The 22,880-nt window shown below is 38.4% G+C and carries 23 protein-coding genes; 10 read left to right on the forward strand and 13 right to left on the reverse strand.

The genetic code is table 11. The annotated features are described in order from the left end of the window. Positions 1 to 14: 14 nt before the first annotated feature. Positions 15 to 701, reverse strand: coding sequence for an HAD family phosphatase (locus AB3I34_RS07215; RefSeq protein WP_010711954.1), 687 nt, complete (start codon positions 699 to 701; stop codon positions 15 to 17). 186 nt (positions 702 to 887) lie between these two features. Between AB3I34_RS07215 and AB3I34_RS07220 the strand changes: the two genes are divergently transcribed. After that, positions 888 to 2,240 (forward strand): aspartate kinase, encoded by a 1,353-nt coding sequence (locus AB3I34_RS07220; RefSeq protein ID WP_002385384.1) that lies wholly within the window; start codon positions 888 to 890, stop codon positions 2,238 to 2,240. Positions 2,241 to 2,262: 22 nt separating this feature from the next. Here AB3I34_RS07220 and AB3I34_RS07225 read toward each other — a convergent pair whose 3' ends face one another. From AB3I34_RS07225 to AB3I34_RS07235, 3 genes are read right to left on the reverse strand one after another with little or no spacing between them, the layout of a single operon-like run. Beyond that, on the reverse strand, positions 2,263 to 2,799 hold the full coding sequence (locus tag AB3I34_RS07225; RefSeq protein ID WP_002408664.1) for a haloacid dehalogenase: 537 nt from the start codon (positions 2,797 to 2,799) through the stop codon (positions 2,263 to 2,265). A 16-nt stretch (positions 2,800 to 2,815) separates the two neighbouring features. Further along, positions 2,816 to 3,649, reverse strand: a complete 834-nt coding sequence (locus tag AB3I34_RS07230; protein WP_002358361.1) for a DUF72 domain-containing protein — start codon at positions 3,647 to 3,649, stop codon at positions 2,816 to 2,818. 49 nt (positions 3,650 to 3,698) lie between these two features. Continuing rightward, entirely contained in the window at positions 3,699 to 4,433 is a 735-nt protein-coding gene (locus AB3I34_RS07235; protein ID WP_010826316.1) for an acyl-ACP thioesterase domain-containing protein, read from the reverse strand. A 273-nt stretch (positions 4,434 to 4,706) separates the two neighbouring features. On the opposite strand from AB3I34_RS07235, the gene AB3I34_RS07240 reads away from it, so the two are divergent. Continuing rightward, the gene (locus tag AB3I34_RS07240) at positions 4,707 to 5,291 is read left to right on the forward strand and encodes a lytic polysaccharide monooxygenase (protein ID WP_002355225.1); all 585 of its coding nucleotides are present in this window, start codon (positions 4,707 to 4,709) and stop codon (positions 5,289 to 5,291) included. A gap of 42 nt (positions 5,292 to 5,333) precedes the next feature. Next, a complete protein-coding gene (locus tag AB3I34_RS07245; RefSeq protein WP_002364979.1) occupies positions 5,334 to 6,380 on the forward strand; it encodes a chitinase in 1,047 nt (348 codons plus the stop codon). A gap of 95 nt (positions 6,381 to 6,475) precedes the next feature. On the opposite strand, the gene AB3I34_RS07250 is transcribed toward AB3I34_RS07245, so the two are convergent. Both AB3I34_RS07250 and AB3I34_RS07255 read right to left on the reverse strand, forming a co-directional pair. Next, positions 6,476 to 6,787 carry a multidrug efflux SMR transporter gene (locus AB3I34_RS07250; protein ID WP_002361148.1) on the reverse strand — a complete coding sequence of 104 codons (312 nt, stop codon included), beginning with the start codon at positions 6,785 to 6,787 and terminating at the stop codon, positions 6,476 to 6,478. Continuing rightward, complete coding sequence (locus AB3I34_RS07255; protein ID WP_002397559.1) at positions 6,784 to 7,140, reverse strand: multidrug efflux SMR transporter; 357 nt, start codon at positions 7,138 to 7,140, stop codon at positions 6,784 to 6,786. The genes AB3I34_RS07250 and AB3I34_RS07255 overlap by 4 nt, the downstream gene beginning before the upstream one ends. Positions 7,141 to 7,405: 265 nt before the next feature. On the opposite strand from AB3I34_RS07255, the gene AB3I34_RS07260 reads away from it, so the two are divergent. After that, positions 7,406 to 8,380 (forward strand): ring-cleaving dioxygenase, encoded by a 975-nt coding sequence (locus AB3I34_RS07260; RefSeq protein WP_010711952.1) that lies wholly within the window; start codon positions 7,406 to 7,408, stop codon positions 8,378 to 8,380. 21 nt (positions 8,381 to 8,401) lie between these two features. Continuing rightward, on the forward strand, positions 8,402 to 9,022 hold the full coding sequence (locus tag AB3I34_RS07265) for a flavin reductase family protein (protein ID WP_002375773.1): 621 nt from the start codon (positions 8,402 to 8,404) through the stop codon (positions 9,020 to 9,022). A gap of 43 nt (positions 9,023 to 9,065) precedes the next feature. Here the strand turns inward: AB3I34_RS07265 and AB3I34_RS07270 are convergent, their stop codons facing one another. Continuing rightward, entirely contained in the window at positions 9,066 to 10,394 is a 1,329-nt protein-coding gene (locus AB3I34_RS07270) for an aminopeptidase C (protein ID WP_002358357.1), read from the reverse strand. 149 nt (positions 10,395 to 10,543) lie between these two features. Between AB3I34_RS07270 and AB3I34_RS07275 the strand changes: the two genes are divergently transcribed. Both AB3I34_RS07275 and AB3I34_RS07280 read left to right on the forward strand, forming a co-directional pair. Next, positions 10,544 to 10,933, forward strand: coding sequence for a GntR family transcriptional regulator (locus AB3I34_RS07275; RefSeq protein ID WP_002358356.1), 390 nt, complete (start codon positions 10,544 to 10,546; stop codon positions 10,931 to 10,933). Beyond that, positions 10,933 to 12,303, forward strand: a complete 1,371-nt coding sequence (locus AB3I34_RS07280) for a PH domain-containing protein (protein WP_010711928.1) — start codon at positions 10,933 to 10,935, stop codon at positions 12,301 to 12,303. The genes AB3I34_RS07275 and AB3I34_RS07280 overlap by 1 nt, the downstream gene beginning before the upstream one ends. A gap of 44 nt (positions 12,304 to 12,347) precedes the next feature. On the opposite strand, the gene AB3I34_RS07285 is transcribed toward AB3I34_RS07280, so the two are convergent. From AB3I34_RS07285 to AB3I34_RS07310, 6 genes are all read right to left on the reverse strand, one after another. Further along, complete coding sequence (locus AB3I34_RS07285) at positions 12,348 to 12,554, reverse strand: heavy-metal-associated domain-containing protein (protein ID WP_010711927.1); 207 nt, start codon at positions 12,552 to 12,554, stop codon at positions 12,348 to 12,350. A gap of 21 nt (positions 12,555 to 12,575) precedes the next feature. Continuing rightward, complete coding sequence (locus tag AB3I34_RS07290; RefSeq protein ID WP_010711926.1) at positions 12,576 to 15,062, reverse strand: heavy metal translocating P-type ATPase; 2,487 nt, start codon at positions 15,060 to 15,062, stop codon at positions 12,576 to 12,578. Between the two features lie 15 nt (positions 15,063 to 15,077). Further along, positions 15,078 to 15,518, reverse strand: coding sequence for a CopY/TcrY family copper transport repressor (locus tag AB3I34_RS07295; RefSeq protein WP_010711925.1), 441 nt, complete (start codon positions 15,516 to 15,518; stop codon positions 15,078 to 15,080). A gap of 128 nt (positions 15,519 to 15,646) precedes the next feature. Then, a complete protein-coding gene (locus tag AB3I34_RS07300) occupies positions 15,647 to 16,810 on the reverse strand; it encodes a cation:proton antiporter (RefSeq protein WP_085444066.1) in 1,164 nt (387 codons plus the stop codon). 20 nt (positions 16,811 to 16,830) lie between these two features. Then, positions 16,831 to 18,216 (reverse strand): TrkH family potassium uptake protein, encoded by a 1,386-nt coding sequence (locus AB3I34_RS07305; protein WP_029659297.1) that lies wholly within the window; start codon positions 18,214 to 18,216, stop codon positions 16,831 to 16,833. 113 nt (positions 18,217 to 18,329) lie between these two features. Beyond that, positions 18,330 to 18,920, reverse strand: coding sequence for a dihydrofolate reductase family protein (locus tag AB3I34_RS07310; RefSeq protein WP_002386047.1), 591 nt, complete (start codon positions 18,918 to 18,920; stop codon positions 18,330 to 18,332). Positions 18,921 to 19,118: 198 nt separating this feature from the next. On the opposite strand from AB3I34_RS07310, the gene genR reads away from it, so the two are divergent. The 3 genes from genR (at position 19,119) to genA (ending at position 22,846) form a co-directional block, all read left to right on the forward strand. Next, a complete protein-coding gene (gene genR, locus AB3I34_RS07315; protein WP_002355208.1) occupies positions 19,119 to 19,880 on the forward strand; it encodes a MurR/RpiR family transcriptional regulator in 762 nt (253 codons plus the stop codon). Positions 19,881 to 20,054: 174 nt separating this feature from the next. Next, complete coding sequence (gene genB, locus AB3I34_RS07320; RefSeq protein ID WP_085444065.1) at positions 20,055 to 21,389, forward strand: PTS sugar transporter subunit IIC; 1,335 nt, start codon at positions 20,055 to 20,057, stop codon at positions 21,387 to 21,389. A 26-nt stretch (positions 21,390 to 21,415) separates the two neighbouring features. Next, entirely contained in the window at positions 21,416 to 22,846 is a 1,431-nt protein-coding gene (gene genA, locus AB3I34_RS07325) for a 6-phospho-beta-glucosidase GenA (RefSeq protein WP_002355206.1), read from the forward strand. Positions 22,847 to 22,880 lie beyond the last annotated feature (34 nt).

Raw genomic sequence — 22,880 nt, forward strand, 5'->3', positions numbered from 1 at the left:
AACCCGCGATCTTCTTACGAAGGGGTTGATTCACTGCCTTCATCGATCCGATTTTCACTAATTTTTTTACAAATATCACTTAGTTGTGTTAAGAAGGCATCCGCTTGACTTTGATCCATCCCAAAGTGTTCATCGCGCATAGCCCAAACTTCTAGCCCAGCTTCTTTGGCAGAGGCAATGCCTTTTTCTGAATCTTCAATGGCTATACATTCCTGTGGCGCAACAGCTAATTCTTGTAACGTGTGCAGATAAATATCCGGCGCCGGTTTACTTTCTTCGAAATCTTCCCCACTCACGACCGCATCAAAATAACTACTTAATTGCCCCACTGTCAAAACCTCTTCAATTGCGTCTTTTGTGGAAGAAGAAGCTAATCCGATTTTATAGCCTTGTCTTTTTAAAAATTGTAAAACACGTTTCGCATTTTCATCAAGCACAGCTAAATAATCTATCGGATGCGCTTTTTTATAGGCTATGTATTGTTCATTTAAAAAAGCAATATCTAGCTCTTTTTTGTTGACTTGTTCAATCTTTTGCCATAATGAACGCATATCTGCACCGACTAATTCTGGCAAGGTTAGGCCCTCAATGGTCAAATCAAATTCCGCTAAAAATGCTTTACGTCGCTCATAATAATAAGCTTCGCTATCTACTAGGACACCGTCCATATCAAAAATAATGGCAGTTTTGGATTCTGTCATACTATTTAACTCCTTCGTTACGACTCATATCTTTACAGTTTAACAAAATTTTAAGGAAAAATGAAGAACAAATATTTTCATGATTTCCTAACTTTCTGAAAATAAGTGGTTGCTTTTCTAAATGTTTTTCGGTATCCTTTTACTAATCTACAAATGAGAAAATAATTAAAAACAGGAGTGATAAACGTGAACGTAGTTAAATTCGGCGGTAGCTCGCTAGCATCAGCACCACAGTTACAGAAAGTCTTACAAATCGTCAAGGAAGAGCCGCGCCGAACGTTTGTCGTTGTATCCGCTCCTGGAAAGCGAACCCCGCAAGATATTAAAGTGACTGATTTATTGATTCAATACTATCAGCGCTACTTAAATAATGAGGAAATTGAATCGACAATTTCTGCCATCATTCGTCGTTATGAAGATCTTTTTGATGAATTACACTTGGATAAAGCAGTTTTAGCTGATATTGCTATTTCGATTCGCCAATTAGCCACTTTACCAAAAGAAAACAATGCTTTTTTATTTGACTATTTTTTAGCTAGCGGCGAGGACAATAATGCAAAAGTTGTTGCCAGTTTTTTCAATCAGAATGGCTTAGATGCTCGCTACATTAGTCCAAAAGAATTAGGTCTCCTAGTGACACCTGAGCCAGGCAATGCCCGCATTTTACCAAAAGCTTTAGAGAAAATTAGTGCCTATCGTGAGACTCAACAAATCTTGGTTATTCCAGGTTTCTTTGGTTATACAGAAGCCGGCGAAATTTGTACTTTTTCTCGTGGCGGTTCCGATATCACAGGGTCCATTGTTGCCGCAGGTGTTCAAGCAGATTTGTATGAAAACTTTACCGATGTGGACGGAATTTATGTCGCCCATCCTGGAATTATTGAACAGCCTCAAACGATTCAAGAATTGACCTACAGAGAAATGCGGGAGTTAGCTTATGCAGGATTTGCCGTCCTCCACGACGAAGCCTTAATGCCTGCCTATCGCGCAAATATTCCAGTCGTTATCAAAAATACTAACAACCCACATCATCCTGGCACCCTAATTACCACCTCTCGCAAAGTGAAGCATGCTCCTGTTGTAGGAATTGCTAGTGATCAAGGGTTCGCAAGTATTTACATTAGTAAGTATTTAATGAATAGAGAATTAGGTTTTGGGCGACGGCTTTTAGAAGTACTAGAAAAATTAGCCTTAAGCTATGAGCATATGCCCTCAGGAATTGATGACATCACGATTGTTTTAAGAGAAGACCAGTTAACAACTGAAATTGAAAATCGACTGATGGCTCAACTCCAAGAAGTTTTAGCGCCTGATGAGTTACGCATCACGCATCACCTTTCCATGATTATGATTGTCGGGGAAGGCATGCGCCAACGAATTGGGGTTACTGCTGAAAGTACAATGGCGTTAGCCAAAGAAAAAATCAACTTAGAAATGATTAACCAAGGATCTTCGGAAGTAAGTATTATGTTTGGTATCAAAAAAGAACAAGAGGAAAAAGCCATCAAAGCCTTATATCGGACGTTCTTCCATGATTAATAAAAAAGACGAATGAGTTTTCTCATTCGTCTTTTTTATTGGTCTCAGTAATTTTCAATTGGCGTTGAATTTCCGCTTTAATTTTAGCTTCTGGCGCAAAATCTTGTTCCCAATTTTCAGGTTTTAATACTTTATTTGTTTCCGGATCATAATGTGGCTGTCCATCTGGAAATAATTTTCCCATATTGGCTTGATGAACGATTTCAATAATTTTTGTTGGATTGACGCCCATTAAGCAAAACGAACCATAAGTAAAATACAATAAATCAACTAGTGCATCCACTTCCTCCACTAAAGGATCAGATACTGGTTTGCCTTTCGCCAAGACTTTCTGCTCTGCTTTATCGACAGATTTTTTTAATCCGTTGACCAATTGTTGAAAAAGCACTTGGTCATTATTAGCAGCACTATATAAAAATTCCACAAGTTCTTCGACTTTAAACTCTGCTCGTCGACTGGCTAGCTCTGGCGAAAAAGCAGTTGGTTGCTCTGGTTGTTGTGGATTAAAAACCTCGTGGAAGGCACAAGCCATTTCATAAGGGGATTGCTTTTCAGACATTCAGCTACCTTCTTTCTCAAAATAAATCTAATTGTTTTGGATTCAAATCATCGTAACTCAAATTCAAGACTTTTTGCATCTGTAGAGCGTTTTCTGCGGCATCGCCGCCAGAATTATTATTAAAAATTACGCCCACTTCTTTAGCTTCTTGCGACATTTTTAAAACAGCTTCGCTTAAATCAGCGATTTCCTGCGTATTATAATGATAGAGGGTTCTTTTTTTACGCCACTCTGCATCATTGGCTAACCAGCCAGCCGCATTACGTCCGTGAAACCGGAAGAGCACGAGATTAGGATTCGTTACATAAGGATAAAAGGGCACTGGATTCGTAGGAATCTGCGGTTCATCTACAATCACAAGTGAAAATTGATTTTCTTTCATAAATTGCAACATTTGTTTTACAAAGTTTGGTTGATACCATGAATTATTTCGTAATTCAATGGCGATAGGTAGGTCTTTAAACCAGTGACGAATTTTTTGCAAGTAAGCGACATTTTCTTTCGTACAACCAAATGTTCCTGAAAATTGTACCAGAAAGGCAAATAATTTTTTACTTTCAATTAATGGGGCCATACTTTCTAAAAAGGCGGTGATCATTTCTTCTTCACTTGCATAATAAGTCTGCCACTCACCTTGACAACTGATTCCACTATAAACTTTCATGACAAAGCGAAAGTTTTCGGGAACTGCTTTGACCCATTCAGCTACTCGTTCTTTGGGAGGAATCCCGTAATACGCCGTGTCCATTTCAACTAGCGGTAAATGACTGGCATATTCATAAAGCGTGGCCCGTTTTTTTCCAGTTAAATAGTCGTGTTCACTAAAAGATGTTAATCCTAAGCGAATCATGTCCTTCCTCCTCTGCGTAACTTTTTATTTTTTAAATCGTCATCTTAACTTAGTTGGTCCAATCGATATTCGCTTCACAATAGGTTTGACCATCAATCCGAATCTCATGGCGCGTTTTCAACTGATTTTCTTGTTCGACAATTTCGTAATGACTTTCGACTTCTTGGCCGTATTCTACTTCTTTATCAAATTTCACAAGAATTTTTTTCGGTTGATGCGTTGTTAAAAAGTCATACCCTAACACATCCAATAACCAATTAAAGTAAATCGCATTATTAACATGTTGATTGCCATCAATATCAAAAAAACGCACACGATAAGGTAAAAAGTTCCCCTCTGTGACTTTTTCAATTTTTTCATGGCGATAAATTTTAGTGATTTTTTCAGAATCAAAAGGTGCAATAATTTCTGGTAACACACTACTGATTTTCCGATTTTTTTGATCCATTAAGACAAAGGTTGATTTCACAAAGACACATTCATTGCCTTTTTCATCATGAACCCAAAAGTTACGATAACAAAAATATTTGTTATAACTCATAGCTTGCGTTGTAATTGCTACTTTTTCACCAACTTTTGGTAAGCGGTGAATCTCTATTTCATAATTTGTGATGACCCAGCCTAGACCAAATTGAGCGACATAAGCCGCATCTCTTCCTAGTAATTCTGTTTGTTCTTCTGATACTTTAATGACAACCGCTAACAAAGCCGGTATCTTCATTGCACCAGTAAAATCGCCGTCATAGTAGGCAACTTCATAAGAGGATGTATGTTTTTTTCCCACGAAATAATCTCCTTTTTCCAATGGCTACTTTCGTGTCATTGTTTCTTCTTAAAAGTATACCACGTGATTTCTTCAATTGCGATTCCGAATGAAAAATTAACAAAACTTTGAAAAACACTATTATTTATATTATTTAAAAACATTCTTAATATTACTTAAAAAATATTGTTTTATTTTTAAAAATAACATTTCTTATTATTTGTATCCGAAAGATTATTATGTTATATTCCTATCTGTAAGCGCATACAAAATAATTTTTTAGGAGGTTTTTTCATGAAAAAGAGTTTATTAACAATCGTCCTGGCTTTTAGTTTTGTTTTAGGTGGCGCTGCATTGGCCCCTACTGTTTCAGAGGCTCATGGTTACGTAGCAAGTCCTGGAAGTCGTGCTTTCTTTGGTAGTTCTGCTGGTGGTAACTTAAATACAAATGTTGGTCGTGCACAATGGGAACCTCAAAGTATCGAAGCGCCCAAAAATACGTTTATTACTGGTAAATTAGCCAGTGCAGGTGTCTCAGGTTTTGAACCTTTGGATGAACAAACAGCTACTCGTTGGCACAAAACAAACATTACAACAGGTCCCCTTGACATCACTTGGAACTTAACTGCCCAACATAGAACTGCTTCTTGGGATTACTATATTACTAAAAATGGCTGGAATCCAAATCAACCATTAGACATTAAAAACTTCGACAAAATTGCTTCAATTGACGGCAAACAAGAAGTTCCTAATAAAGTTGTTAAACAAACAATTAATATTCCGACAGACCGCAAAGGTTATCATGTCATTTACGCTGTCTGGGGCATTGGTGATACGGTGAACGCCTTTTACCAAGCGATTGATGTGAACATTCAGTAAAAATACTCACATCTTAAACTAAATTAAAGGAGTTCTCAAAAAATGAAGCTAAAAAAAATAATCCCTGCTTTTCTCCTTCTTTCAACCGTAGCAGTTGGCTTGTGGTTAACGCCTACTCAAGCTTCTGCAGATGCTGCGGATACGATGGTAGATATCTCTGGCAAAAAAGTGTTGGTTGGATATTGGCATAACTGGGCCTCAAAAGGACGCGATGGTTACAAACAAGGAACATCAGCATCGCTGAACCTTTCAGAAGTAAATCAAGCCTACAATGTCGTACCGGTTTCCTTCATGAAAAGCGATGGTACGACACGGATTCCTACGTTCAAGCCTTATAACCAAACGGACACTGCCTTCCGACAAGAAGTCGCACAATTAAATAGTCAAGGTCGCGCAGTTTTATTGGCACTTGGTGGAGCAGATGCACATATCCAATTAGTCAAAGGCGATGAACAAGCCTTTGCGAATGAAATCATTCGTCAAGTGGAAACATACGGCTTTGATGGTTTAGACATCGACTTAGAGCAATTGGCGATTACTGCTGGCGACAACCAAACCGTCATCCCTGCTGCATTGAAAATAGTCAAAGACCATTATCGAGCACAAGGAAAAAATTTCATCATTACGATGGCGCCAGAATTCCCTTATTTAAAACCTGGTGCCGCTTATGAAACATACATTACTTCCCTAAATGGTTATTATGATTACATTGCCCCACAATTATATAACCAAGGCGGCGACGGTGTCTGGGTTGATGAAATTATGACTTGGGTTGCTCAAAGCAACGATGCTCTAAAATACGAGTTCCTCTATTATATGTCTGATTCATTAATCCATGGCACGCGCGGCTATCTACAGATACCAAACGATAAATTAGTCCTTGGTTTACCAGCAAATCGGGATGCGGCTGGTAGCGGCTATGTCGTTGAGGCTACCCCTGTAGCCAAAACTTTTGATCAGTTAGCAAAAGACGGTAATCCTATCCGTGGCTTAATGACTTGGTCTGCAAATTGGGACGTTGGTCAAGATGTCAACGGCAAGTCCTACAACAATGAATTTGCGACACGTTATAGTAACCTCGTAAAATAAAAGCTATTTTGAGACAGAACACCGCATTTGGTTCTGTCTCTTTTTAAATTTTACTCACCGATCTTTCAATAATCCAAACAATGTTCTCTCGCTTTCTAACCAATTAATTTTAAACCAATCACAGAAACAATGATTAAAAAAATAAAAAATATCCGGCGTGGGTCTTTTGATTCACCTAAGAGCATTCCTAAAATAGCGCCTCCTGCTGTACCAATTCCTGTCCAAACTGCATAAGAAACGCCCATCGGCAGTTGTCTCATCCCTAAATATAAAAATAAAAAACTACCACTAAACGCTAGAATTAAAATTAACAATGAACGTAAGTCTTTTTTTGTTGTAAATAATTTAATTGAACCTACGCCAAAGATTTCAAAACAGCCTGCAATAACTAAGTATAACCAACTCATCTTGTTTCCTCCTCTTTATTTCCAGTTACCATTTTTAAGCCAATTACACCTATTAATAACAGCAACAGAAAAAGAACTTTTCCTATGCCCAATGGTGTGTGGAATAAAAAATGATCTGTCACAATAGTTCCAGCGCTACCTAAGCCGACAAATACAGCATAGGCTGTGCCGACTGGCAATTCCTCTCCTGCTTTAATCAACGCATAGAAACTGATAAAGATTGCGATTACTGTCCCTAAAATCTCCCACCATGTTGTGCTATGCTTCATGCCAATGACCCAAATCACTTCACAAAAAGCGCCAAAAATAACTTTTAACCAAGCTTTACTCATCTTGTTTCCCTTCCCTTCCAAACAAAAAAAGTGCCAACAAACAGTTCAGCTATGGCCTAAGAACTGTTCATTAACACTTTAGTCGCAAGCATCCGGCGATGTTTACGAAAGTTTATGTATTAAAATATCTCAGGCTATTATATTCTTATTTTAAAAAAAAATCAACTAAAAAATAATAGTTCGAATTCGAGACATTTCTTTTGCATTTTTAGGACTAATCATTTAAACTTACTTTTAGTAAGTTAGTTAATTAAAAAATTATTTTTCTTTTAGGAGGATTTTTATTATGAATACACAAATTTTAGGTTTACACCACGTCACTGCCATGACTTCAAGTGCTGAAAAAATTTATCACTTTTTCACCGATATTTTAGGTCTACGTTTAATTAAGAAGACTGTCAACCAAGACGATATTGAAACATATCATTTATTTTTTGCTGATGATGCCGGCTCTCCCGGAACAGATATGACTTTCTTTGACTTCCCAGGCTTACCTAAAGGAACCAAAGGAACCAATACAATTTCTCGTACTTCCTTCCGTGTAAAAGATGATGCTGCTTTGGATTACTGGGTATCACGCTTTAATGAATATGAAATTGATCATGGAGAAATTCAAGAACGTTTTGGTAAAAAGTATTTAGAATTTGAAGATTTTGACAATCAACGTTACCAACTTATTTCTGATGAAAAGAACCAAGGTGTCGAAGCCGGCACGCCTTGGAAAAAATCTAACGTTCCTAGTGAACATGCTTTAATCGGCTTAGGACCAGCCTTTGTAACTGTCGAAAATTACGAACATCTGCAACTAGTTTTAACTGAAGTTTTAGGGTTCAAATTGATTGATGCTGAAGGTAGTTTCCATTTATTTGAAGTTGGCGAAGGTGGGAATGGTGCCAGCATTATCGTAGAGCATCGGGAAGATTTGCCAGCGGCTCAAGAAGGCTACGGCAATGTCCATCACTTAGCCTTGCGTGTTGCCGATGAGGAAGCACTACGTTTCTGGATTGAAAAAATTAATCGTTTGGAATTTCCTAATTCTGGCTTTGTGGAACGTTTTTACTTTAAATCTGAATATTTCTTGGCAGCAACACATGTTTTATTTGAACTGGCAACCGATGGTCCTGGATTTTTAGAGGATGAAACCTATGAACACGCTGGCGAAAAATTATCATTACCGCCATTTTTAGAACCAAAACGGGCAGGGATTGAAGAATTTGTGCGTCCTTTCGATACTTCAGATGCGAATGTTCAACGAAATTAGTATTTTTTCTAGGAGGCTCCTATGATTCATTACAATAGTAACGAGTTATCTGCAAAAACAGCGTATAAATTTTTATCAGGAAGCATTATTCCTCGACCAATCGCTTGGGTTACGACACAAGATACAGCCACAGGTGTCGTCAACGCTGCTCCCTTTAGTTTCTTTAATGCGGCGGCAGCTGAAATTCCTTTAGCAACGTTGTCCATTTTACGACCAGACAAAGAGCCTAAAGATACGGCACGAAATATCTTGGCTACTAAAGAGCTTGTCATCCATTTCGTTAACGAAGACGTTCTTACTCAAATGAATCAGACTTCGGCGTCTTTAGCAGCAGAGATCAGTGAAATTGACACATTTGGGATTGAAACGATTGCCAGCCAGACTGTTGCTGTTCCAGCAATCAAAGCCGCGCCGATTCGGATGGAAGCTCGCTTACATCAATATGTACCTATTGCTAACCATGAAGGTCAAATTATTACGGATTTATTCATTGTAGAAATTACCGATTTCTATTTTGATTCAGCCGTTTTTGATGAAGAACATCAGTACATTTTACCTGAAAAACTCCAACCGATTGCTCGTTTAGCAGGCAATGATTATACAACATTGGGCGAAATCCGTGAAGTTCGCCGCCCAACGTAAAAAGAAGGCCCCGCCATGACGGTGGGGGCCTTCTTTTTATGTTTTATGCTAATGCTCCCATTGGATCCCAAGGTGCCAAAACAGTTGGCGCTTGTTCCCAAGCTTTTTTCTGTTCGTCAGTTAATAAATCTTTGTGCACAACGATTTGATAAGTGTATTCGTCCATCCACGCATCGCTCATAACGAAGAAGCCATTTTCACCGACTTTTTCGCCCCAGCTATTTTCCACTTTCCATTTTGTTGTTTGGCCATCCACGATATCAACACCTGTTAAAACCATGGCGTGTGTCATTAAGCTTTCACCAAAATCTAAACGTTCTGCTTTAGTCATCGTAAAATCAATATCAAAAAGATCGTTCATATCGTAAACGTCTAATGCCATAATTCCTGTGTCACGTGTTGAAGATTGTCCGACATCACAACCAAACCAAACAGATTCGCCTTGTTCCAATTGTGCAGCAGCTAATTTTTTGAAAGCAGCCATTTCTACATTTAAATATTTAACTTCTTTGCCGCCGACAACATTCCCTAACATTTCAACAGTGTATGTTTTGTTGAAGGGTTTATCTTCTGTAGGAGCATTAATAATACTTACATAATCATGTAAATTAACGCCAACGTATTTTTCAAAGAATGTTTGCGGTGTTAGATTTTGATCCAAATGATAATTTTTTTCTTCGTCACGGTATTCAAAATCAAAGGTTTCTGGCGGCGTTCCTAAAGAGATTGCTAAGAAATTATAAATTTCTTGTAACATTGCTTCTTTGTTTTTTTGGACTTCTTCAGCAGAAGCGCCTTTTTCAATTAAACTACGTAAAATTGTTGCATCTTTGCGTAATTTTTTATTTAAATAGTTGTTTAAATCACGTGAATTGGAACTGTTGCTGCTTTCAGGCATTGCCGTTTTAGGCACTACGCCATATTTATCAAAAATTGAAACGATCATATCCCATTGCCCACCATCTTGTTGTGGTGTCGCTAATAAAAAGGCCACTTTACGACTAGTCAACGGTTGATCGGCTGTTGCAATAATATTTTCATAGAAATAATTTGATTTTTCATATTTATCCCAGAAAAATGTATAGTTTTGTGATAATTCAAAATCTTTTAATTGAAACGCATTTAACATTCTATGTCTAAATGTATTTAATGCCGCAAACATCCAGCAGCGACCGCTTTGTTTTTGATTGGCCACTTTTCCAGTAGCTAAGTCGACTGAAAAGACGGGTACGTTATTCACGGCTCCTTGTACAGATTCACCTGAAGCGCTGATACCATTTTTTACTACACTACGTTGTAAGGCATTTTGTTTATTATTGTTCAAGAAATCTTGATGGAATTTCTCTGTTAATTTTGGTTCAATTGCTGTCATATTTTCATCGTCCTTTCATTTTACGTTCTTCTTCATTATATGCTTCTCTTTAAACAGAAACAACCATTTACTCTAAATTCCTTGCTTTCCAACTCTTTTTGTATTAGTATATATAATACAGATAGCACAAATAAGACAGGAGTGATTCGATGCTTTTAGAAATAGATGAACAAAGCGAACAGCCCATCTATCAGCAACTCATTGATCAAATCATTGTAGGCATTGCCAAAGGTGAACTGGTTCCCAATGAAAGTTTGCCTTCTATCCGACAATTGGCGGACGAAATCGGGGTCAATATGATGACTGTTTCAAAAGCTTATAATAAGTTAAAGCAATCAGGTTATATTGTGACTGATCGTCGTAACGGCACCAAAATTGCCGCAAAGTTACCTGCTACCGCTGTTTGGCAACAGCAATTGCATGAGCGTTTAGAACTTCTGTTGGCTGAAAGTTTTTTACATCAGCAATCCGAAGCAGAAATCCAAGCACTTATTCAGAAAATTTATCAAAATTTTGATTCGAAAGGGCGTGCATTATAATGGCGGTATTCTTTTATTTCATCCTAGTTTCTGTCGCTTTTTTTATGGCATTTACTATGGGGATTTATGCAAATCCTCACAAAAATATTATTTTGGAAAACACTTTACCAGAAGATAAACTACAAGATCCCAGCGTTCAAGCAATCCGGAAACGTTATAAAAAACGCTTGGTTCAACTAGCAGCCGTTTTTAGTGTTCTTAGTTTACCTTTGTTATTTATTCCTTATGATTCGATTTTATTGTTCCTTTTTCTGTTACTTTTATTTAGTTTTATTGGCAGTGGCTACTATCTGCAAATCGTTTATATTCGCAAAATGGCCGCTTTAAAAATGCAAAACGGCTGGTTGCTACCTAAGCGTCCTCTCTTAATCGATACGCAATTAGTTTTAAATAAAAACCAGAAACTTATTTCATTTTGGTGGTTTTTACCTGCAATTATTCTTACTTTTGCTGGGGGCTTTTATTCCTTGCAAACGGCGATTGGTTCCTGGATTCTTTTCTTAATTACTGTTTTGATGTTAAGTTTGTTCATTGGCGGCTATTATTTTATTGCGCGCTTACCTGTCAAACCGCTAACTAGCGACTCAAAAATTAATCAGCAAATCAATGATTTATTTCGGCATCATTGGTCTGTTTTAATGGTTTTATCCGCCTTAGTTTTTGCACCGCTAACCATTTTACCAACTTTGACAATTGTAATTGATTATACGGTTGCGATGGCTCTTACTTTTTGTTATTTTATTCTTTTGTTTGTTTATGTAGGCTTTCTCTTCTACTACCTATTTTCAATGCGCAAAAAACAAGATCAATTCGTTTTACAGGCTGGCGATTATCGCTATGGGGATGATGATCAATATTGGCGGTATGGGATTTATATCAATCCCAAGGACCCCAAAATCATGGTTCCTGATCGCATTGGTATGAATTTATCTATTAACCTAGGACGGCCTGCTGGGAAAATTATTCTAGCTGCTACTGGTATTTTAACGATTGCAGTGCTGTTCTTTGCCACAGTACCAATGTTTATAAATGATTTTTCTAGTCATGCCTTTCAAGCAACTATTGAAAAGAAACAAATTGAGTTATCTGCCCCATTAGCAAAAACAAGGTCAATTCCTTTTAACCAAATCACTGCTGTTTCTTTGATTGATGACTTACCTCAAGAACGCATCCGCACAATGGGTGCTGCGACAGATAGTTACTTAACAGGAGAATTTAAAGTCGCTGGAAAACCTGCTTATTTACTAATTTATACAAAAAGTCATCCAATTCTGAAAATAGAAACGCGGGAGAAAGTTTATTATTATACTGCGCGGGATGGTCAAGAAACGACTAAGATTTATCAGGAAATCAAAGCAAAACTTCCATAACAAAAAAACAGGGTCTACTCATGATGGTAGGCCCTGTTTTTTGGTTATTCGCTGACAACCTTGAATTTTGTATCTGCCAACGTGGTATTCAGTTCATCTTGGCTTACTTCACGATCTGCTGTCACAATGGCTGTTTGATCTGCTAAGTGAACCGCAACATTCGTTACGCCGTCAATTCCACTAAATTTTTCAGTGACCGATTGAACACAGCCATCACATTTCATCCCATCAATTTTTACGGTTTTTTCCATTTCACTTCATCCTTTTCAATTTTATTTTTGACTTCCACTAGTTCTTTTCACCGTCGAAGGTTTAAATCCTTTCAATCGTAAGGCGTTTAGTAAGACAGAGACTGAACTAAAACTCATAGCTGCTGCTGCAATCATCGGACTTAACAAAGGTCCACCAAATAAGTGTAACACACCCATAGCCACTGGAATACCTAATGTATTATAAGCAAATGCCCAGAAAAGATTTTCTTTGATGTTTTTGATGGTCGCTTTACTTAATTCAACTGCTGTAGGCACATCCATTAAATCACTGCGCATTAGCACAATGTCGGCCGATTCCATTGCAACATCTGTACCTGAACCAATAGCAATCCCCACATCCGCTTGGGCAAGTGCTGGTGCATCATTAATACCGTCACCCACCATCGCAACTTTTTTGCCTTCTGCTTGTAGTTTTTTCACTTCTAACGCTTTATCTTCTGGTAAAACTTCACTTAAGACACGATCGATACCTACTTGTTTTGCAATCGCCTCGGCAGTACGTTTGTTGTCTCCCGTAATCATCACGGCTTCGATCCCCATTTTATGCAAACGTGCAATGGCTGTTTGACTGCTATCCTTCACAGTATCTGCTACCGCAATGATACCCGCAAACGAACCATCTTTTGCCACAAACATTGGGGTTTTCCCTTCTTCTGCCAAACGATCCGCTTTTTGAACAAATGTTGATAGCTCGATGGCTTCTTCTTTCATTAATTTTATATTGCCCAAAAGTAGGACTCGTTCGTTGACTGTCACACGGATCCCGTGACCTGGAATCGCTGAAAAATCGCTTCCTTCTGCTAATGGCAATTGACGTTCTTTAGCCGCCCCCACAATTGCTTCACCTAGAGGATGTTCTGATCCTTGTTCTGCAGAAGCTGCTAATGTTAGTAACTCAGCTTCTGAAAGTGCTGAATCAGCAACTAAAATATCTGTAACCACCGGTTTGCCTTCTGTAATAGTTCCTGTTTTATCAAACACGATTGTTTGAATTTTGTGAGTGGTTTCTAAAGCATCCCCACTTTTAATTAAAACGCCATTTTCAGCGCCCTTACCTGTTCCCACCATAATCGCAGTCGGCGTTGCCAAGCCGAGCGCACAAGGACAAGCAATCACTAACACAGAAATAGTAATTGTCAAAGCGAAAATCCATGACTCTTGTCCTAAAAAGAACCAAGCCAAGCCAGAAAGAACAGCCAAACCAATAACGATTGGGACAAAAACACCCGAAATTTTATCAGCTAATTGTGCAATCGGCGCTTTTGAGCCTTGCGCATCTTCCACTAATTGAATGATTTGGGCAAGAGCCGTCTCTTTTCCCACTTTTGTCGCCTTGAATTGAAAGCTGCCATTTTTATTGATGCTAGCACCAATTACTGCATCACCGACTTTCTTTTCAACAGGCAAACTTTCGCCCGTTAACATGGCTTCATCCACAGAACTACTGCCTGAAACAATCACTCCATCAACAGGGATTTTATCTCCTGGGCGAACAATCACAATGTCATCCAACTGAACAGCATCAACTGGCACTTCAATTTCTGCGCCATCACGTAAAATATGAGCAGTTTTCGGCGCCAAACCCATTAATTTTTTTATCGCATCTGAGGTTTTCCCTTTTGAAACAGCTTCGAAATATTTTCCTAATGTAATTAAAGTTAAAATAACACCCGCTGATTCATAATAAAGAGCCATTGTAAAACTTGTATCTCCTAAGAATATCATGACTGTGCCATATAAACTATACACAAAAGCAGCACTGGTTCCTAAAGCTACCAAAGAAAACATATTCGGATGCCCTTTAAATAATGCTTTAAAACCAACTGTGAAAAATTCTCTGCCGACATATAGAACGGGTAACGTCAAAATCAATTGAACCATTGCAAAGGTCGTCGCATGTGTCATTGGATTCAAAAAATCCGGCAATGGTAAGCCTACCATGTGTCCCATCGCAATATAAAGAAGTGGCACTGTAAACACCGCTGAGATCCAAAAACGTTGCCACATCTCAGCAATATGTTTTTGTTTCTTTTCACGATCTTGGTCCGCTGTTGCACCTGCAGCGACTTCTTCTGTCGCCTGATAACCTGCATCCGTAACTGCTTTGATAATTTCAGCACTCGTTACTTGATGGTCGTCATAACTAACCACCAGTTTTTCCGTGGCTAAATTAACAATCGCTTGTTGAACACCAGATAATTGGTTCACAGCTTTTTCAATCGTTTGGGCACAGGAAGCACAACTCATTCCTTCAATCGCAAACGTTCGTTGCTGGGCTGGGCTAATCGCCTTATAGCCAGCATCTGACACAGCTTCCTTAATTTCTTCTTCTGTGACTGCCGTCTGATCATACGTGACACTTAATTTTTCCGTAGCTAAATTGACACTTGCCTTTGCCATCCCAGGTAACTTCGCCGTAGCCTTTTCAATCGTTTGGGCACAGGAAGCACAGCTCATCCCTTCAATATCAAACGTTTTACTTTCCATTTTTTTCACTCCTTTTTAAATTAAATGACATTGGCATTGACCAGGAATACAGTTGCAAGGGACGGATTCAACCGCCGTCTTGCGCTTCTCTTTCAAGAGTTCCTCTAATCGATCCAAATCGTCATAACTCAACTGACTCTCTGTTAAAATTGTTTCTACCACGGAACCAACTTTACGGCTGCACACCTTGGCCAAAAGTTCATCTGCCACCGTTTCAATGCTCCGACGTTCTTCTACTAGCGGATAATAAATATATTTATTGCCTGCTTTCTCCGTTCCAACTAACCCTTTATCTGTTAAACGACTTAGTAACGTCTTGACGGTCGTTGATTTCCATTCTTTCTTCTCATTTAAAAGTGTATGCACTTCACGACTCGTGGTTTTGCCTTGGGTCCAAATAACCCGCATGACTTCCCACTCTGCATCAGTAATTGTCGCTAATTTATCTTTTGCCATACTCGTTAAATTCCTCCTTCATCAATAAAAAAAGAGTTCAAGGTTACTGACTACAAATGTAGTCGTTTATCTTGAACTCATCATATAGCTATTTTATTTTTTTGTCAACAACTTCTGCTCATCTTTTTTTATTGCAACGCAGATTCTTGTTTTTTAACAAAGTATTTCAATAAGAAAGGTGCAACTAAGGTCGTTAAGATAATTACCACAATCATGCTCGTATAATACGCTTCTGAAAGTAATTTAGATTGGTAGCCAATTTGCGCAATGATTAATGCCATTTCCCCACGCGAAACCATCCCAGCACCGACCATTAAAGAACTTGTATTGGAGAAACCAACCATTTTCGCTCCCCAGGCGCCGCCCAGTAATTTCGTTAAAATCGCCATAATCGTCATTACCAAAATAAAAGGTAAATCCTTTCCTAACGTGTTAAATGTCACTGATAAGCCAATGCTGGCAAAGAAGACGGGAATAAACACGGCATAGCCAATAGCTTCAATATTGAAATCAATTTCTGTTTTTGCATCCGTTTGTCCCACAGCAATCCCTGCAAAAAAGGCACCTACGACAGAACTTAAACCAACTAAATCAGCCAAATAAGCCATGCCCAAACAGATAATCAATGACATGATAATAACAGACGACCCAAAGTTCATTTTTTGACTTAAACGTAGTAAATAGGGAGCGATAAAGCGGACCAAAAAGAAAATCCCAATAAAGAACAAGCCTTGTTCAATTAACTTAACAATAAAGCTGACTTCTGTATTGCCGCCTGTACTTGCACCAATCATGCCGACAGCGACACTTAAAATAATCACGACCACGATATCGTCAACGACAGAAGCCCCAAGAATCGTTGCGCCTTCTTTACTACTTAAAACATTCAACTCTCTTAATACTTCTACTGAAATGCTGACCGACGTTGCTGCTAAAACTAACCCAAGGAAAAAAGCTTCTTTCCAAGAAAAAGCAAACAGCTGACCAATCAACATAGTAAAACCAACCGGTAAAACGATGCCCAAAATAGCGACCATGACACTAGGTTTCGCATATTTTTTCAATAATTCCAATTCACATTCCATTCCAGCAATAAACATCAGCATAATGACACCAATTTCTGAAAAGTCATGCACAAACACATCTTGATGCACAATATTTAACATCGCTGGACCTAACACAATCCCAACTAGCAATTGCCCAATTACTGCAGGAATTCCTACTCTTTTACAAGCAACACCTGCTAAAGTCGTTGTAATTAAAATCAAACATAAAATACCTAAAAATTCCATTCTATTTCCCTCTTTCTCTATTAACCAATCATCACTGATTCTTTTGGATATTGAACTTTCGACTGACTTTCCAAGCCTTTCTTAATTAATGACAATAACACCGTGTACACACCCACACGACCGACGAACATTAGAAAAATAATCACTAGTTTACCAAAAACAGTTAAATCTGGTGTTAACCCCATTGTTAAACCGACCGTTCCAAATGCAGAAATCACTTCAAAAACGATATACTCAATCCCGTTTTTTAAAGGTAATGTTTCTGTAAACGAGAGAATAACCGAAGCAGTTACACATAAAAAAGTTGCCAAGAAAAACAAAGTAAATGCTTGGAGCACTACTCGCTCAGGAATTGTGCGTTCATGGAATTCCACTCGCTGTTTCCCTTTAAAAATCGCACGAAATTGTAAAAATAACACACCAAACGTCGTGGTTTTCAAGCCGCCAGCGGTTGATCCTGAAGTGCCACCAATAAACATCCACAAAATCGTGACAATCAGGCCTGGATTACTCATTTTCAAATAATCAACCGAATAAAAGCCAGCCGTTCTTGGCGTAACCGACAAGAACCAACTGTTGACAAGACGCTGCCAAAAAGACATGTCAGCTGGAAAATGGCGATATTCTGAAATGTAAAAAATAACGGTCCCTAAGACTAAAAAGGTGGCGGTCACCGTTAAAGCAAGGCGTGTATGAATACTAACACGGTGCTTAATTTTATTTTTATAGCCTTTAATCATTGAAAAAATATCGCGCCACACAATAAATCCTAAGCCACCAGCTATAATTAAAAAGCTAATGACTAGTAAAAGATAAGGCGAATTTTGATAAGGAACCATACTATCCCCTAGCAAATCAAAGCCAGCATTACAAAATGCCGAAACGGCATGGAAGAGACTAAAAAACAACCCTTTTTTCCACCCAAATGTTGGCACAAATTGAAAGGACAACAAGAAGGCTCCAAGTAATTGAATAATGGCCGCAAACTTCATAATATATTTCATTAAACGAAAAACTCCGGAAACTTCACTAACATTTAAAGCTTCTTGATACAACATCCGTACACTTAGTGACGCTTTTTTCCGCAGCAAACTAAAGAAAATCGTGGCAACGGTTAAAAAGCCTAAGCCGCCTAATTCAATCAAAATCATAATAATAACTTGCCCAATAGGACTCCAATGTTCCGCCGTATTCAAAGGCGAAAGCCCTGTAACACAGACGGCGGAAGTTGCCACGAAAAAAGCATCAATCCATTGCGTTTTTTGTCCAGCTTGTGCAGAAAAAGGCATCATTAATAAGATCGTGCCTACAACAATTAATAGAAAAAAGCCTAAGACAATTGTTTGAACAGGTGAAATATACAACCTTCTTTTGATCTGATGTTTCATTTTTTTCTCCTCTACCATTTCTTTGTCAATCAAAAACAACACAAACGGCTAGACAACTGTTGCTTTGTTCCTCTCGCCCTATGAGAAACTCAAAACCTTGAAAGCAACTTGCCCAACCGAATAATTATTTTTTAATTTTTGTTTTCACGTTGATAAATCGAATAAACCAACTCATTTTTTTGATAAACCTGTTTTAAACGAACTGGGATTGATTGAGCCATTGTCTCGTATAGAGCAATGCCCTCACCCAGAAACAGTGGTATTGTCGTCAAAATGAAGGTATCAATTAAATCAGCTGCCAAAAGCGGTTGAACCACTTTTGGGCCTCCAACAATCCAAATTCCCGCGCCGTCTTCTTCTTTGAGACGACGAATTAATGTGACGGGATCTTCCTTGGTAAAAGTTCTTGAAGCAGTTGATGGTTCTGGATGAGAGGTAATGATATAAGAATGCTTGTCTTCATAAAAATACACATCTGGGGACAATTCTTGTGTCACTTGATCATAAGTAGTCCGCCCCATTACCACAGTGTCTATTTTTTCATACATTTCATCGTAACTACGATCTTCTTCATCGCCACGAATATTTTCTTCTAACCAAGCAACACCGCCCGCTTTATCCGCAATGAAACCATCAATACTCGCTGCAATAAATAAAATTACTTCCCGTGCCACATCAACGCCTCCTTTTCTCTTCTTATCTATTTTAGCTTGTTTTCTCAAAAAACTCTAGGGGTGCGCATTGTTATTTTTAAAAGAAAAAAGAGAAAAACTAGGATAATTGGGCTACTTTTTGTAAAATAGGAAATAAGAAACTTTTTATTGAGTTATTTTACATTTTTTTCAAGAAAAATAAGAATTGGTTTATTTGATTTACACAAAAAAATAACATATCCAGTTTTTATATAAAGGAGGATTACTTTGTTTGATTTAGAGAAGGTTCAGACCTTGAATGAATTAGAAATGCTCGTTTACCATTATGTATTGGAACATCTGCACCAAATCCCTCAACAGACCATTCGCCAACTGGCTACTTCCTGTCATGTCTCCACCTCAACGATTCTACGATTTTGTAACAAAATGGGCTATGCTGGTTTTTCCGAATTAAAATATGCAGTGAAAGAAGAAGCCAAACAAACACAAACGTTTGAAAATTTTTATGATGCCACAGTTCACGTCGATGCTTTTTTGAAAAAATTAAACCAAGAAACCTATTACGAAATGCTTCGTCCAGCAATTCAAATGATTGTTCAAGCACGTCACGTTGCCTTTACTGGCATTGGTACTAGCGGAATTTTAGGTAGTTATGGCAGTCGTTATTTTGCCAACTTAAATATCAATTCTTACAGTATTGCTGATCCCTTTACGCCTATCCCCAAGCGCGGATTTGAAAATACATTAGCCTTGATTCTGTCTGTATCTGGGGAAACCAATGAAATGATTAAACAAATGACCGATTTTAAAACAGCTGGTGCCAAAGTACTAAGCATTACCAACAATCAACATTCAACTATTGCCCGCTTGGCTGACTACAACATCTCCTATTATATGCCCGACGAACGTTCTCCATTTGCAGATAAATCAGTCAATACAACCACTCAAATCCCTGTCATTGCTTTAATTGAACTCCTAGCTCATCAAGCAAGTCAACTTTTAAAGGAACTAGATGAAACACCTTTCTAGTTGTTTTTCAAAAAAAGCTCATGCTGTCCAAAACACCATGAGCTTTTGTGTTTTTTTTCTTGGTACATGTTTCTCATTCAAGCAAAAGTCTATTTTTTCTTCAAATAACCTTATATAGTAAATATGTAAACGGATACATTTGCATTTATATTATTCTTCAAAGGAGAGATTTTTATGAACGAATGGATTAACGAGAAATTATTACCTCCAGTACTAAAATTCGTCAATACCAAAGCAATTACTGCCTTACGGAACGGGATGCTTTACACGATGCCTTTTACCATTGTTGGTTCCGTGTTTCTTCTATTAGCGAATTTTCCAGTTACAGCTATTTCTGAATGGGTTAACGCAAGTGGCCTGGCTGTTTATTTCAATCAAACATATGGTGCATCTTTTGCGATTATGTCGTTATTTGCGGTCATCGGTATTGCCTACTCATATGTAAAAAGCGAGGGATTTGAAGGCCTCCCAGCGGGTATGATTGCCATGGTGGTTTTCATTTTGTTTATGTCATCTGAAGTCAAAGATGCGGTTTCTGGCGCAGTAGTTGGCAATGTCATCAACAAAGATTGGACAGCTGGCAAAGGGATGATTACAGCTATTATTGTTGGTTTGTTAGTCGGCGTTGTATATAGTTGGTTTTTACGTCATGATATTCGTATCAAATTACCAGAAGCTGTACCAGAAAATGTGGCCAATTCCTTTACTGCGTTAATTCCTGCCAGCGTCATTGTAACTGGTGCAATGCTAATTTTCATTCTTCTAGATAAAGTCTTCAATACGACATTCTTTGACTTTATTTACGAAGTGCTACAATCACCACTTCAAGGAGTCACAGATTCACTAGGTGGCGCATTACTATTAGGTTTTGTCATTCCGCTCTTTTGGTTTTTCGGTGTTCACGGGTCAACAATCGTTGGCGGTATCATGGGCCCTATTTTACAAGCAAACTCTTTAGAAAACACCGAAATTTTGAAATCTGGAAAAGATTTAACACTGGCTAATGGTGGCCATATTGTTACACAACAATTTTTAGATCAATTTTTAACGGTCACTGGTGCGGGCATGACAATCGGGTTAGTCGTGTTCATGGTTTTCTTTGCCAAATCAGCTCAGTTTAAGCAATTAGGTCGGCTTTCAATTGGGCCAGCTGTTTTCAATATTAACGAGCCAATTGTCTTTGCTACACCTATCGTGATGAACCCAATCATGGCTGTGCCATTCATTATCACACCGATTGTTTCTTCTGTTGTGACATATTTTGCCTTGTACACAGGACTGGTTCCTCTCTTTACTGCGGTACAAGTTCCCTGGACTACTCCTCCAATCATTTCTGGACTTTTAGTTGGTGGTTGGCAAGCAGCGTTGCTTCAAGTAGTGGTACTGACGATGAGTTTCTTTATCTATTTACCGTTTGCTAAAAAAATGGATGCACTTAATTACGCAGAAGAAACCAATCAACCGATTACTGAAGAAACCCTTGAAAAAGTCGAAGCACAAAACGTATAAAAATTTGAACAAAGGACTGAAACGATATGTCAATTTTGAAAAATGATTTTCTTTGGGGCGGCGCTGTCGCTGCTCATCAATTAGAAGGAGGCTGGGACCAAGGCGGTAAAGGGGTGAGCGTTGCGGATGTAATGACTGCCGGTGCACATGGCGTCCCTCGTAAAATTACCGCAGGCGTTTTACCAGATGAACACTATCCTAACCATGAAGCGATTGATTTTTACCATCGCTATCAAGAAGATATTCAACTATTCAAAGAACTTGGTTTAAATTGTTTCCGAACCTCTATTGCTTGGACACGAATTTTTCCTAACGGAGATGAAGAAACGCCCAATGAAGAAGGCCTTCGTTTTTATGATGCACTTTTTGACGAGTGTTTGAAAAATGGTATTGAGCCAGTCGTGACACTGTCTCACTTTGAAATGCCTTATCATTTAGTCACAAAATATGGCGGTTTTCGCAATCGCCAGGTCATTGATTTTTTTGTCAAATTTGCTGAAGTCTGTTTCACTCGTTACCAGAAAAAAGTCAAATATTGGATGACCTTTAACGAAATTAACAACCAAGCCAATTATGAAGAAGATTTTGCACCTTTTACTAACTCTGGTATTGCTTACCAAGAAGGAGAAGACCGCGAAGCAATTATGTATCAGGCTGCTCATTATGAACTAGTCGCTAGCGCACGTGCAGTGAAAATTGGCCACGCTATCAATCCCGACTTCCAAATTGGCTGTATGATTGCGATGGTGCCTATTTATCCTTATTCTTGTAATCCTGAGGATATGATGATGAGTGTTAGCGCAATGCAAAAACGTTATTGGTTTACCGATGTTCATGTCCGCGGTCATTATCCAAGTGCAATTCAATGCTATTTGAAACGAAAAAACATTTCATTAGATGTCACAGAAGAAGATTTAACTGATTTAGCTAATGGCTGTGTTGATTATATTGGCTTTAGCTATTACATGTCGTTTGCTGTGAAAGGTGCAGAAAAGGCCCCTACTTTTGACTACAATGAAGCAAAAGACTTGGTGCGAAATCCTTATGTAGCAACATCTGATTGGGGCTGGCAAATCGATCCTATGGGCTTACGCTATGCAATGAATTGGTTCAATGATCGGTATGAATTACCACTCTTTATTGTTGAAAATGGCTTTGGTGCTATTGATGAGCTAGAACCAGACGGAACGATTAACGACACTTACCGAATCGCTTATTTACGTGAACATATTGAGATGATGAAAGAAGCCGTTGCGTATGACGGCATTGATTTGATGGGCTACACACCTTGGGGATTCATCGATTTAGTGAGCGCTAGTACAGGCGAAATGAAGAAACGGTATGGCTTCATTTATGTAGATAAAGACAACGATGGTCACGGAACGTTGGAGCGGCGAAAGAAAAAATCGTTTGCTTGGTATCAACAAGTGATTGCTACGAATGGAGAAGAATTATAAACAAAAGGCCTTCGTCTAAAGACGAGGGCCTTTT

Origin of the sequence: Enterococcus sp. C102(2024), from assembly GCF_040888205.1 — a bacterium.
GTDB lineage: Bacteria > Bacillota > Bacilli > Lactobacillales > Enterococcaceae > Enterococcus > Enterococcus faecalis.